This is a genomic window from Akkermansia sp. N21169 (assembly GCF_029854675.1).
In the GTDB taxonomy this organism is placed as follows: domain Bacteria; phylum Verrucomicrobiota; class Verrucomicrobiia; order Verrucomicrobiales; family Akkermansiaceae; genus Akkermansia.
This window is the reverse complement of record NZ_JARWNC010000038.1, coordinates 88,077-99,977: the sequence shown is the minus strand read 5'-3', so window position 1 is coordinate 99,977 and position 11,901 is coordinate 88,077. Positions and strand designations below refer to the sequence as shown.

Below are 11,901 nucleotides of genomic sequence, written 5' to 3'. Positions count from 1 at the left end.
AATAATGAAACAAATGACATTAAAAACAACATCGGACCTGTCTTTGGCGATAGCTAAGGACAGGTTTTCAAGAGGCGCTCTCTGGCGTTTTCCTGCCCGGGTGCCTCTCCTTCTGCTCGTCACGGGGCTGTTTCTTCAAATGCCTGCCGTATGGGCCCAGCAACAGGAAACTCCTGGAAAAGCAGCAATTCCGCAGGAATCGCCGTTTGGGACATATGGCAGTTTTGAGAAGCTCTTACAGGCTGCTGAAGAGGGAAATGCGGATGCGCAGGCTCAAGTGAGTCTCTGTTACGGAAAAGGTATCGGAGTTACGCAGGATTACGAAAAAGCGTTTACTTGGGCCATGAAATCTGCCAAACAGGGAAACGTTTTGAGTGCTACTACAGTAGCGGGTTGTTATTTCCAAGGGAAAGGTGTTGAACAAGACATTCCCCAAGCTATTGAATGGCTCACAAAAGCGGCCAACCAGGGAAATGTAATGGCACAACACAATTTGGGGACAATGTATTTGGAGGGATTGCCTGACATACCTAAAGACGAAAAAAAATCGTTCTTTTGGTTTGAGAAAGCAGCCAATCAGGGAGATAGAGAAGCACAATGTTTTCTTGGCGTTTGTTATTTGATGGGAAAAGGTGTTGCCAAAAGCACAGAGAAAGCTGTCTATTGGACTCAAAAAGCGGTTGACCGAGGAGATCCAGCCGCCCAGCGTAATATGGGAATCTTTTATGCCACGGGGGAGGGAGGCTTGAAAAAAGATGTCAACAAGGCACTGGAATTATGGAAAAAAGCAGCGGAAGCTGGTGACAGTGAAGCACAATATGTATTGGGATCATGTTATGCAGGAGATGCAGAATATTGTGATCCGGATAAAATTTATCAAAACATGCCGGAAGCAAAAAAATGGCTTCAAAAAGCGGCGGACCAGGGAAATGAAAAAGCTAAGGAAGCATTGGAACGTCTCTTCCACATAAAAGCTTCTTCCTGAGAAACCTATTTCCAATACCCGGTCAGTTCCGGAATGCCGCTGGTTATGTCGCTTCCCTTGTGGTTGGTCCGGACGAGCATCGGCTTGGCGGCCAGGATCAGGTCGCCTCGCCGGACAAGGGGAGCCCAGATGCGGTCGTCCTCGCCTCTCTTATGGGTATGTTGACAGCCTCCTTCACGGGCACAACGCCTGAGCTTGTAGCCGGAAAGGGCGGATCTTTCACAGTCAGTACATCATATCCAACCCAGGAAGGTAAGGACCCCGTCTCGTTTTCGGGCGGCACTGTTTCCAATCCAGGCAACAAATTCAGCGGCTCCGGCACAATTGGAGTAGAAGGGGCTATTCCTACAGGTGCACATTCGGCTCTATACGGACAGGGTTCGATTTCGCTGGGACCTACCGGACCATCTTTTTCTGCTCAAATCGGATACAAGTGGAATTTTTAACCCGTATAAAAACAATGAAACAAATGATATTAAAAACAACATCGAGCCTGTCTTTGGCGACAGCTAAGGACAGGTCGTCAAGAGGCGCTCTCTGGCGTTTTCCTGCCCGGGTGCCTCTCCTCCTGCTCGTCACGGGGCTGTTCCTCCAAATGCCATCCGTATGGGCCCAGCAACAGGAAACTCCTGGAAAAGCAGCAATTCCGCAGGAATCGCCGTTTGGGACGTATGGCAGTTTTGAGAAGCTCTTGCAGGCGGCTCAAGGAGGCGATGCGGATGCGCAGGTCAAAGTGGGCCTCTGTTACGGAAAAGGTATTGGAGTTACACAGGATTATGAAAAAGCGTTTACCTGGGTAATGAAGTCGGCTGAACAGGGAAATGCTTTGGGAGCATATCTTGTTGCGGATTGCTACATGCAAGGAAAAGGTGTAGAACAAAATATTCCTCAAGCTATGGAATGGTTTACAAAAGCGGCTAATCAGGGAATTGCAATAGCCCAGTACAACTTGGGAGCTATTTATTCGGAGGGATTGCTTGGCATACCCAAAAATGAGAAGAAAGCGTTCTTTTGGTTTGAAAAAGCGGCTAATCAGGGAGACAAAGATGCTCAAAATAATCTTGGGCGTTATTATTATAATGGATTAGGTGTTCCGAAGGATCTGGAAAAAGCATTCTATTGGTTTGAGAAAGCGGCTAATCAAAACAAAGAAGCACAATATAATATGGGTGTTTTCTACTATCAGGGGCAGGTTGTTCAAAAAGACTTGAAACAAGCTGAATACTGGTGGAAGAAAGCGGCGGAACAAGGAGATCCAAATGCTCAAGCCAGTTTGGGATTGCTCTACAGAAATGATGATAAGGATGTATCTTCTGTTATACCCCAGAATCCGGAAAAATCTGTCTATTGGACTCAAAAAGCTGCAAATCAAGGAGTTGTTCGATCACAATATGATATGGGGTTGATTTATTATGCAGGATTAGGAGGGATGAAAAAAGATAGGGACAAAGCGATGGAATGGTGGGAAAAAGCGGCACAAGCAGGAAATATGGATGCACAACAAGCATTGGGTATTTGTTATATGGAAAAAAAAGAGATACCAGGTAATTTGGAAAAATCTATTCATTGGCTTCAAAAGGCGGCTGCCCAAGGTGCCCCACCTGCCCAGCGTAACATGGGAACCTTTTATGCCATGGGGTTGGGAGGCTTGAAAAAAGATGTCAATAAGGCACTGGAATTATGGAAAAAAGCAGCGGAAGCTGGTGACAGTGAAGCCCAATATGCCTTGGGCTTGTGTTATGCAGGAGATGCAGAATATTATGATCCGGATAAAATTTATCAAAACATGCCGGAAGCAAAAAAATGGCTTCAAAAAGCGGCGGATCAGGGACATGAAAGGGCTAAGGAAGCATTGGAACGCCTCTTCCACATAAAAGCTTCTTCCTGAGAAACCTATTTCCAATATCCGGTCAATTCCGGAATGCCGCTGGTTATGTCGCTTCCCTTGTGGTTGGTCCGGACGAGCATCGGCTTGGCGGCCAGGATCAGGTCGCCTCGCCGGACAAGGGGAGCCCAGATGCGGTCGTCCTCGCCTCCCCAGGAGGAGAGGAAATCTTCCATCGCCTCAGCGTACGACGGGCGCACGGCAAAGGCGGCCATGCTGCGCAAATCTCCAGTGACTTCCTTCCATTCCCCGCAATCAAGGACGGCGCTCCCCTCGTAATGCAGCATCACGGCTCCAGCGGTGGCTGGCGCCTTGCCGAGGAGATCCCGCAGCTTCACGTCAAACTCCGGCATCACCCGCGCGTCGTCCTGGAGGATGACCACCCATTCCTCCTCGCAGCACGCGGCCCACGCCAGCGCATTCCGCATGGCCCGCTTGCAGCCCACCGCGCGGCGGATGTAGTCCGGGTCCGTCTTCAGTCGCGGAATGCGGTAGGCCTCCAGGTCGCTGTACTCCTCTGGAGCGGCTTCTTCCACGGCTTCCAGGCGCACACCGTCCACCCACTCCCAGGCCAGCCCCTGTTCCAGGAGCCGGGCGCTTATGGCCTCCCTCTTCGGGGAACCGGGCAAACTTACGACGAGTATCTTGTACATGGCATCCGCTCTTTTGCTGTTGTCTCAATCCCCGGCTCTAGGGGGTTCCCGGGGCCTTGTCGATCCCGGGGACGCGAACATCAAATGCCTTTTCGGAATACTGGGCCTGGTACACCTGGATAGGTCCGTCCCCGTCCTTCCGGAAAAGTTCGACAATTTTCTTAACGCTTTCCGCGTCCTTCTGGCATTTGATTCCCAGGATAATCCCCGTCAAATACTTGTGGAAGCAATCTACGAAATAGTCCTCCTCCTTCCTAATATTCTTCTCCGGCAAGGGGATGAGTATCCGCAGTTCTTCCTCATAGTGCCAAGATTTATCTTTTGTTAAGAGACATTCATCTAGATTACACATCAGGCGGTCACCCATCATGCTGGTTCCGACCATGCCATAATCAAATGCTGGGCGCTCTTTCTTATATTTCATGTTAAACAGCACACAATAATGGAGATGGGTTTTATCCCGCTTTCTCCAGCTAAACGAAAGAAGCGAGTCTTCTTTCAGTTCAATATCCAGAATATAATAGGGGGGCTCGTCTTCAACGTCTAGCGGGTAAAGAGCTGGCTGGCGCAGGGGAAAGGTAAACTCCAGGCATACGCCCTTGTGCTTGTCTCCGTAATGCCCCCACATCGCTACGGAATTGTAAAGGGAGGAAAAGCAGATAAACGCCATCTCATACTCTTTCGACCATTTTTCCCCTTCCGGTCCGGCGGGCATCTGCTCGTAGGGATCATTGCACTCGTCGATGGTGCGCACCTTCAGGGCTCCTCCGGCCAATACCTTGAGCATGTTCTCATACGTCATGTAGATATAGGCCTTGATCTCCATGATCTCCTTGGGCTCCGTACCGTCAGAACTCTTTTCCATCCCGCCTTTTTATCTTTTTTTGGAAGTGCTGTCACGCCCGGAATTGCCTTCTCATTCCAGCGCTCCTTCGTCCGGAGGCGGCAGTTCCCAGAGCGAGCGGGAACCATCCAGCCTCGCCAGGGTCACGGAGGGGCCTTGGAAGTTTTCCCCCTTCCATTCCAGTTCCATCGGGTCCCACCGCTTCCAGGCCAATGTCAGCGTGTCCCGGGTCTCCCCGCCGAGTTTCCACCATCCGAAGTCCGGGGAGGATGCCCTCCGGAACACCCCCTCCCGGTAAAAGAGGAAGGAGTCGTCCCAGTGGGGGTGGATGCCCCTGTACACGGCGGCGGGCGTACCGTGACGCAGCACGTCCATGGCGCGCAGCACGGAGGGGATGCACCAGTGCGCCGTCACCGTGTCGTTGTCCGGCAGCGGGTAGCGCACGTTGGAGAGGAAGAGCCTCGGCGTCACCAGGTACTCCGCCCCCGTTTCAAGGGCCAGCTTCCCGAAGATGAGGTCTTCCGCCCCCGTGAGCGGCACGTCCGGCCTGGCGGCAATCTCCTCCACCACCGCGCGGGAGAGGAAGTAGCCCGCCCCGCCACTGGGGGCTTTCCGCTCGCCCAGCAGGGCATCCCCGATCAGGCCGTACCGGGAGTCCGCCAGTTCAGGCAGCCGGGACAGGTCCAGGTACGTGTCGTCGTCGCACTTGAAAATCCAGTCGAAGTCGTAGTGCTCAAGTCCGTAGCGGAAGAAGGCCAGCACCTTGGCCGGAAGCCCGTTGTACGTGTCCGGGGCGTCCAGCCCTACGGTATCGCCCCGTTCCTCTTCCGCCGCTTCGCCGCCGATGAAGAACAGGCACTCCACGCCCTCCTGCGGGTGCCGGAGCCAGGAGTCCCGCACGGCGTTGCGCCGTTCCTCCAGCCCCTGGCCGGAACAGATGCCCACCAGGATGGAAACTTTCTTCTTCTCGTTCATAAGCTCGTTTCGTGTGATTGAGGGGAACCCAAGGTTTCGGATGTAGGGACTCGCTGCCCTCCTGTCCCTATTCGGGCAGCTTCGCCATTGCGTCGAACACTTCCTCCCAACTGGCGGACGACGCTTCCAGCCCGCCGAGTTCCAGGCCGCGTTCCCGCGCCGCCTCCGCCATGTCGTCGCGCCAGTGCGGCTCGTATGCCATCCGGGAGGCGTAGTAGATAAAGTCCCTCTCATGGTCGCAGAGCCAGCCGGTCCTGCCGTGTTCCACCATCTGCCGCCACCCGCCCCGGTTATCGACAATCAGCACGCTGCCGGAGGCCATCGCCTCAAAGCCCACGCGCGGCCAGTTCTCCGTCGTGTCCGTGGGTTGCAGCACGATCTTGCAGTGCTTGTAAAATTCCTGCTGGGAAACTTCCGTCTGGTCCCGCGCCGTCCTGATCCAGTCGTAGGGCTTGCCGATCTTCTCCTCGCTCCGGTGGTCGAACCCCAGGAAGAGGCCGCGCTTGGGTACCGGGGAAACGAAGTATTCATAGATTTGCAGCGTGTTCCGGGCGAACTTGTCCGCGTCCTGGCGGGAAATCCGCCCGCACCCGAAGTACTCGTCCGTCCTCTCCGTAATAAAGGGGAAGGCGTCGCTGTGGAAGTACGGCTTAAACGTCATGAACCGGACGGACGGGTCCGCGTTCAGCCCTTGCAGGAGGGGCATGTTCTTCTGCCTCACCTCCTCGTTCTGGTAGAGGAACATGGCAATCAGCCCTTCCTTCATCAATTCCTTCTCCTTGTCGAAGAGCCATGTCATGCAGTTCACAAAGACGGTGCGCTTCGTATGTTTCCGGATCTCCGGGATGGCGTCCAGAAACTCGCTGTTGCAGAACCCCATCACCGGGTCGCCCGGCTCCAGAGCCGTCCAGTCGTCCGCCGCGTGGATGACCACCCCCAGCCGCAGCAGTTCCACATAGAGACTTTCCGGGTAGAAACCGTCCCCGGTCGGGATGAGGTGGACATCCATTCCCATCTTCCGCCACACGATCATCTGGTGGTGCAGCTCCGTCCCCGCCCCGCCGTAAAGCGACGGGAACCCATGCACGAAAATCCTTTTTAACGCCCTGCTCATGGTTGATTAGGCTCTCACCTTACCACATCCTCCACGCGCCGCCAAGAATCCTCTACATTTTCCCATTCATCTCAAAATTTAGCCCTTGCCAATTTCACGATTCATGGAGGTTTTCCTTCCCGTTTCCAAGGAAGAGCACGAATCAGTGCCATCATGTCCCGGCAAAGCCCGATTCCTCTTGATTACCCACAGGCTCTTTTTATACTCTGCGGCAGTTCCTCCCGGGGAGCCAGCCTCAGACGTCAATCTGCCAATTTCACACATCATCAGTCAGTTTTCCATGGATCTCTCCGAGTTACGCAACAGCATCGACGGCATTGATGCCCAAATTGTCAACCTGCTGAAAAACAGATACGAATTCGTACGCCAGGTCGGCGAATACAAAAAGGCCCGCAACGCCCCGATTTCCGTACCGGAAAGAGAAGCGTTGCTCATGCAGAAACTGGAGAAACTCAACAACGGCGTCCTCCCCAAGGAAGCGCTTTATTCCATCTACAGGGAAATCATCTCCTGCGGCCTCCTGCTTGAAGGCAATATCCGCGTCGCCTATCTGGGGCCTCCCGGTACATGGTCCCACCAGGCGGCTCTCAAACAATTCGGTCATAGCGTAGAACTGATACCGGAACCGAACTTTGCCGATATATTTGACGCAGTCAGCCGAGGCAAGGCCAATTACGGAGTCGTCCCGGTGGAAAACTCCACAGAGGGTGCCGTCACAGCCGTCATGGATCTTTTCGTCCAATCTCCACTCAAAATCTGTTCGCAAATTCACCTACGCATCCGCAACGGTCTCATTTCCTCAGCGCCGAAAGACAGGATCACCACCATCTATTCCCACCCCCAGATCCTCGGGCAAACACGCAACTGGCTGCACCGCCACTACCCGGAAGCCGACATTGTCGCCACCACTTCGTCCACCAAGGCTGCCCAAATTGCCAAGGAACATGCCGGGGACGGAGCAGCAGCCCTTGCCAGCCCTCTTTGTGCGGAACTTTTCGGACTCGAACTGCTGGCGGAGGATATTCAGGACAACTGCAATAACACGACGCGCTTCGCCATCATCGGCAAGCAGGAGACCCAGCCCACCGGTAATGACCGGACATCCATTCTCTTCCAGATCAATCACAAGCCGGGGACGCTCGTCAAGGTTCTCGACATTTTCCGCCGCTACAACATCGATCTGACGCGCATCGAATCCCGCCCATCCAAGGTCGTCAACTGGGAATACGTCTTCCATGTCGATATTGTCGGTCATTCCCGGGAAGAGCCCCTTCTGAGCGCGCTGAAAGAAGTGGAACAGAACTGTTCCATCCTCAAAACCATCGGCAGCTATCCCAACGTGGATACCATATAAACCGCCTTCCATCATCTCCCTCCCCCTTTCCCATGAAATGCCGCCCGCATCCATCCGTCCCCGCTCTCCTGGCACTCTTGTTCTGTGCGATGCTGCCGGGCATTGCTGACGATACGCCAGTCCAAAAAGACAAAGCAACTCCCGTACCAGCCGTACAACAAGCAGCCCCGGATCCTCGGAAATCCGACGACCAGCACGCCGCCTATACGGAATCCGAAGAAGAACGCAATGCCCGCATGAAATGGTGGCGCGATGCCAAGTTCGGCATGTTCATCCACTGGGGACTTTACTCCGGACTGGCCGGAGACTGGAAGGGCAAGCCCATGGGATCGGAATGGATCCAGAAGAACGCAGAACTGGACACCGACACCTACGCAGCGGAAGCTCTGCCTCTTTTCCAACCCAAAGAGAATTTCGCCCAAGAATGGGCCGAACTCGCCGAAGCGGCCGGCTGCCGCTATGCCGTCATGACGACCAAACACCACGACGGCTTCGCCCTCTTCAAGAGTGACGTCTCCGACTTCGATGCCTTCGACCACAAGAGCGGACGAGACCTCGTCAAAGAATATGCCGATGCCTTCCGTGCCAAAAACATCCGTATCGGCCTTTACCATTCCGTCATCGACTGGCACCACCCTTCCTACGACTACACAATCTGTCCCGACCTGTGCTATCCCAAGCAGCAGGCCGCCATGCTGGAATCCAAACAAATTCCCCGGGATCAGGAGGCTTACAAGAAATACCTCCAGGCCCAAGTCAAAGAGCTCCTCTCCAATTACGGCAAAGTCGATGTCATCTGGTGGGACTACTCTCAGGGAGACATGCAGGGAAAAACGGGATGGAACGCTCCAGAACTCATCAAGATGGCCCGCAAGCTCCAACCCGGCATCATCATGAACAACCGCCTCTACTCGTTCACCGGCCTCGGACTAACCAAACTCGACGGGCTTGACCTGCGCTGCGGAGATTTCACAACTCCAGAAAAGAGTATCCCTACGGAGGGCTATGCCGGAATCGACTGGGAAGCGTGCATGACTATCGGCGACAAATGGGGATACAACCGCCATGATACCAATATCAAGAGCAAAGACGAACTCGTTCTAAAGCTAGCCGAATGTACTGTCAAAGGGGGTAATCTCCTGTTGAATGTCAACCCTCAGGCGGACGGCACTATCCCCATGGCCATTTCCCTGGCCATGAAAGGAGTCGGATCCTGGTTGAGGATTCATGGTGAAGCCGTCTATGAAACGCGTCCGGTTTCCATTCCAGGCCTCCCCGAAGGAGTTGCCGCCACGACCAAAGGCAAAAACACCTATCTGTTCATCATGCAGCCCTCCTCCCAGGAACGCAAGGAAGCCCTCGTCATCCCCATGCCCAAGGGATTTTCCAAAGCCGAATTCCTGGACGGCTCCCCTGCTCCGGATATTACGCCGGAAGGCATTATCCTGACTCCGGAAGCCCTGAAAGGCAAAACAGTCCCCGTGCTCAGGCTATCCAAATAACCCATGCAGCACACTTGGCAGGAGTTTTACAAAATCCGGCTATCCAGGGAAAAGACCTGTCCCGAGGTCAACGGCATGGATGCGTGCAGGAAATACAGAAACTCCGCCGCATGGGACGGAGTGTTGAAAGCGCCCAGCACATGTTTTTTCCGGGCTCTCTCAAACACATGATCCGGTAATCTCTCTGTCATCGGAGTCTCCATAAAACCGGGAAGCACCAGATTGACGCGGATACCGTCCCCACCCCATTCGCGGGCAAGAGATTTCATGAGGCCCACCAAAGCAGCCTTGGAAGCAGCATAAAGAGCCTGTCCGGCGCCCGGGTGCAAAGCAGCATAAGATCCGACAAGGACAATACTGCCCGGTTTCCGCACACGTTTCATGCCGCGGGCGGCACTTGCGGCACACCAGGCAGCACCACGCAAATTCACGTCCATGATTTCATCCCAGCGGGTCTCCGACTGGCGCATCAGCAACTGGTCTCCCGTTATTCCCGCATTGCAGATCACGCAATCGAAGGAACCATGCGAAGCCACAAACTCCTCTACTCCCACACAATCACGCACATCCAGTTCCATACGGGAAGGCGCCACAACACGCCAGCCGCGATCCCCAAAAAACTGCCGCACACACCGGGCCAGCCCTCCATTTCCCCCGCTAATCAACAAGGAAGGAGCATCATCCTGTTCCGGTGCAACCATGTCCGTGTTTCCCATAGAGAAATCCTCCTCAGGAAGCGGGATCCACCCAGCGTCCATGTTCCCGGATCAAATCGACCAGGCAGTCCACGGCTTCCTCCTGAGGAATGTTAAATCGGATCGGCTCCTTCTTCACATACAAATTGATCTTGCCGGGGGCACCGCCCACATAGCCGAAGTCGGCATCGGCCATCTCGCCCGGGCCATTGACAATGCACCCCATCACAGCGATTTTCACCCCCTTCAGATGTCCGGTTGCAGCCTTGATGCGCGCCGTAGCTTCCTGAATGTTGTACAAGGTTCTCCCGCAGGATGGACAGGACACATAGTCAGCTTTCGTCAGACGGGAACCGCTTGCCTGAAGAATATTGTAGGAAAGGAACAAAGCCGCATGGGGATCCTTTTCTCCCTGGACAAGCACCGCGTCCCCAATGCCGTCGCTCAACAAACTCCCGATAGCACGGGCGGCCTGCAACAAGGCCAACTCTCCGCCCGGTGAAGAATCCGGGGAAAGAGTATCCTTCAGCAAGATCGGATGACGCCCTTCAATCCGTGCCGCCAGCAGTCGGAAGGCATCGGCAACATCCATTGGGCAACCGTCCTTCACAGTCACCACGGTAGGTTCTGGCAGTTCCGTCAATTGTTCGACAGCTTCATCATCCAGAGGATCGACAGCAACGGGTTCCAGCCTGTCGAGATCCAGTTCCGGGATAAACTCACCCAAGGCATCGCGTTCGCGCGAAAGCACGTCAAAGGCCTCATGGGGCAGAGCCACCCGGACGGGATTGTCCCACCCGAGACGGACACCATAACACATCGCCAGCCCGGCCATGCGGCGTTCGTAGGCATAAGGATCGAACGGAGCGGGAGGTTCTGCGACAGGCAGTTCGGGAGAATCCGCCTTCACGGAGGGCTGGAACGGGGCTGCAAGAGCAAAAGCGACAGGGACTTCGCACACAGCGTCCTCCGTCAGGGAAACACGCAAGGTATCCCCAATGCCGTCCTGAAGCAGAGAACCGATGCCCACCGCACTCTTAATCCGTCCGTCTTCGCCGCCACCGGCCTCCGTCACGCCCAGGTGGATCGGATAATTCCAATCGTCCCCCATCTCGTACAGGCGTCGGACGAGCAAACGATAAGCCGCTATCATCACCTTTACGTTCGAGGATTTCATTGAAAAAACCAACTGATGATAGTCCAGGTCACGAGCAATACGCGCGAATTCCAAGGCGCTTTCCACCATCCCCTCCGGAGTATCGCCATAACGGTTCAGGATACGGTCGGACAACGAACCATGGTTGGAACCGATACGCATGGCACGACCGTGTTCCTTGCAGAACTGAACGAGCGGAGTAAACTCCTTCCGGACACGATCCAGCTCGGCTTCATACTCATCGTCCGTGTAGTCGCGAACTTCAAACTTCTTTTTATCGATAAAATTACCCGGATTGATCCTGATCTTCTCCACCCACTTAGCCGCTTCCATCGCAGCATCCGGTTTGAAATGAATATCCGCCACCAAAGGAGCCGAGCATCCGGCCCTTCTCAGTTCGCGGGAGATATGTTCCAGATTAGCGGCAAATACTTTAGTCTGGGCTGTCAGACGGATAATTTCACATCCGGCATCAGCCAATTGCAAGGCTTCGCGCACGCATGCCTCCGTATCCCGTGTGTCGGACGTCAGCATGGACTGGATGCGAATGGGATTCCCTCCTCCGATTCCGACATTTCCGACCATCACCTCGCGTGTAGTCCGGCGTTGGTACCTGTACAGGCTGGAACAATACGACTGTTGCATGCCCGTGATGATACATTCCGGGCCAGACATTTGCAAATGCCAAACGCAACACTTCCCGCCTGTCATGAAGAAAAAACGCCACCTTTCCCTTCC

Annotated in this window: 12 protein-coding genes; 6 read left to right on the top strand and 6 right to left on the bottom strand. The window is 54.5% G+C overall.

Annotation, left to right across the window (positions count from 1 at the left end; all coding sequences use genetic code 11):
- The first annotated feature begins 4 nt into the window (after nucleotides 1-4).
- The 3 genes from QET40_RS06975 to QET40_RS06965 are packed head-to-tail and all read left to right on the top strand — an operon-like array spanning nucleotide 5 to nucleotide 2,873.
- On the top strand, nucleotides 5-985 hold the full coding sequence (locus QET40_RS06975; protein ID WP_280126456.1) for a tetratricopeptide repeat protein: 981 nt from the start codon (nucleotides 5-7) through the stop codon (nucleotides 983-985).
- 59 nt (nucleotides 986-1,044) lie between these two features.
- A complete protein-coding gene (locus QET40_RS06970) occupies nucleotides 1,045-1,431 on the top strand; it encodes a hypothetical protein (RefSeq protein WP_280126455.1) in 387 nt (128 codons plus the stop codon).
- Between the two features lie 14 nt (nucleotides 1,432-1,445).
- The gene (locus tag QET40_RS06965; protein ID WP_280126454.1) at nucleotides 1,446-2,873 is read left to right on the top strand and encodes a tetratricopeptide repeat protein; all 1,428 of its coding nucleotides are present in this window, start codon (nucleotides 1,446-1,448) and stop codon (nucleotides 2,871-2,873) included.
- A 5-nt stretch (nucleotides 2,874-2,878) separates the two neighbouring features.
- On the opposite strand, the gene QET40_RS06960 is transcribed toward QET40_RS06965, so the two are convergent.
- The 3 genes from QET40_RS06960 to QET40_RS06950 are packed head-to-tail and all read right to left on the bottom strand — an operon-like array spanning nucleotide 2,879 to nucleotide 4,742.
- Nucleotides 2,879-3,523, bottom strand: coding sequence for a hypothetical protein (locus tag QET40_RS06960; RefSeq protein ID WP_280126453.1), 645 nt, complete (start codon nucleotides 3,521-3,523; stop codon nucleotides 2,879-2,881).
- A 37-nt stretch (nucleotides 3,524-3,560) separates the two neighbouring features.
- Nucleotides 3,561-4,388 carry a DUF2971 domain-containing protein gene (locus QET40_RS06955; RefSeq protein ID WP_280126452.1) on the bottom strand — a complete coding sequence of 276 codons (828 nt, stop codon included), beginning with the start codon at nucleotides 4,386-4,388 and terminating at the stop codon, nucleotides 3,561-3,563.
- Between the two features lie 51 nt (nucleotides 4,389-4,439).
- The gene (locus QET40_RS06950; RefSeq protein WP_280125985.1) at nucleotides 4,440-4,742 is read right to left on the bottom strand and encodes a hypothetical protein; all 303 of its coding nucleotides are present in this window, start codon (nucleotides 4,740-4,742) and stop codon (nucleotides 4,440-4,442) included.
- On the opposite strand from QET40_RS06950, the gene QET40_RS06945 reads away from it, so the two are divergent.
- Nucleotides 4,725-5,363 carry a hypothetical protein gene (locus tag QET40_RS06945; protein ID WP_280126451.1) on the top strand — a complete coding sequence of 213 codons (639 nt, stop codon included), beginning with the start codon at nucleotides 4,725-4,727 and terminating at the stop codon, nucleotides 5,361-5,363. The two genes, QET40_RS06950 and QET40_RS06945, sit on opposite strands and share 18 nt — an antisense overlap.
- Before the next feature lie 46 nt (nucleotides 5,364-5,409).
- Here the strand turns inward: QET40_RS06945 and QET40_RS06940 are convergent, their stop codons facing one another.
- Complete coding sequence (locus tag QET40_RS06940; RefSeq protein WP_102729267.1) at nucleotides 5,410-6,456, bottom strand: glycosyltransferase; 1,047 nt, start codon at nucleotides 6,454-6,456, stop codon at nucleotides 5,410-5,412.
- Between the two features lie 103 nt (nucleotides 6,457-6,559).
- Between QET40_RS06940 and pheA the strand changes: the two genes are divergently transcribed.
- Both pheA and QET40_RS06930 read left to right on the top strand, forming a co-directional pair.
- Nucleotides 6,560-7,810 carry a prephenate dehydratase gene (pheA, locus tag QET40_RS06935; protein WP_280126450.1) on the top strand — a complete coding sequence of 417 codons (1,251 nt, stop codon included), beginning with the start codon at nucleotides 6,560-6,562 and terminating at the stop codon, nucleotides 7,808-7,810.
- Nucleotides 7,811-7,842: 32 nt separating this feature from the next.
- Nucleotides 7,843-9,312, top strand: coding sequence for an alpha-L-fucosidase (locus QET40_RS06930; RefSeq protein WP_280126449.1), 1,470 nt, complete (start codon nucleotides 7,843-7,845; stop codon nucleotides 9,310-9,312).
- 26 nt (nucleotides 9,313-9,338) lie between these two features.
- On the opposite strand, the gene QET40_RS06925 is transcribed toward QET40_RS06930, so the two are convergent.
- The gene (locus QET40_RS06925) at nucleotides 9,339-10,013 is read right to left on the bottom strand and encodes an SDR family oxidoreductase (protein WP_280126448.1); all 675 of its coding nucleotides are present in this window, start codon (nucleotides 10,011-10,013) and stop codon (nucleotides 9,339-9,341) included.
- A 28-nt stretch (nucleotides 10,014-10,041) separates the two neighbouring features.
- Nucleotides 10,042-11,808 carry a (E)-4-hydroxy-3-methylbut-2-enyl-diphosphate synthase gene (ispG, locus tag QET40_RS06920; protein ID WP_280126447.1) on the bottom strand — a complete coding sequence of 589 codons (1,767 nt, stop codon included), beginning with the start codon at nucleotides 11,806-11,808 and terminating at the stop codon, nucleotides 10,042-10,044.
- Nucleotides 11,809-11,901: the final 93 nt, after the last annotated feature.

What these genes read in the sequence shown, in the direction of transcription:
- QET40_RS06975 (WP_280126456.1), top strand. Translation starts at nt 5, where the DNA reads ATGAAACAAATGACATTAAAAACAACATCGGACCTGTCTTTGGCGATA.
- QET40_RS06965 (WP_280126454.1), top strand. Translation starts at nt 1,446, where the DNA reads ATGAAACAAATGATATTAAAAACAACATCGAGCCTGTCTTTGGCGACA.
- QET40_RS06960 (WP_280126453.1), bottom strand. Translation starts at nt 3,523, where the DNA reads ATGTACAAGATACTCGTCGTAAGTTTGCCCGGTTCCCCGAAGAGGGAG.
- QET40_RS06955 (WP_280126452.1), bottom strand. Translation starts at nt 4,388, where the DNA reads ATGGAAAAGAGTTCTGACGGTACGGAGCCCAAGGAGATCATGGAGATC.
- QET40_RS06950 (WP_280125985.1), bottom strand. Translation starts at nt 4,742, where the DNA reads ATGGACGTGCTGCGTCACGGTACGCCCGCCGCCGTGTACAGGGGCATC.
- QET40_RS06940 (WP_102729267.1), bottom strand. Translation starts at nt 6,456, where the DNA reads ATGAGCAGGGCGTTAAAAAGGATTTTCGTGCATGGGTTCCCGTCGCTT.
- pheA (WP_280126450.1), top strand. Translation starts at nt 6,560, where the DNA reads ATGGAGGTTTTCCTTCCCGTTTCCAAGGAAGAGCACGAATCAGTGCCA.
- QET40_RS06930 (WP_280126449.1), top strand. Translation starts at nt 7,843, where the DNA reads ATGAAATGCCGCCCGCATCCATCCGTCCCCGCTCTCCTGGCACTCTTG.
- QET40_RS06925 (WP_280126448.1), bottom strand. Translation starts at nt 10,013, where the DNA reads ATGGTTGCACCGGAACAGGATGATGCTCCTTCCTTGTTGATTAGCGGG.
- ispG (WP_280126447.1), bottom strand. Translation starts at nt 11,808, where the DNA reads ATGCAACAGTCGTATTGTTCCAGCCTGTACAGGTACCAACGCCGGACT.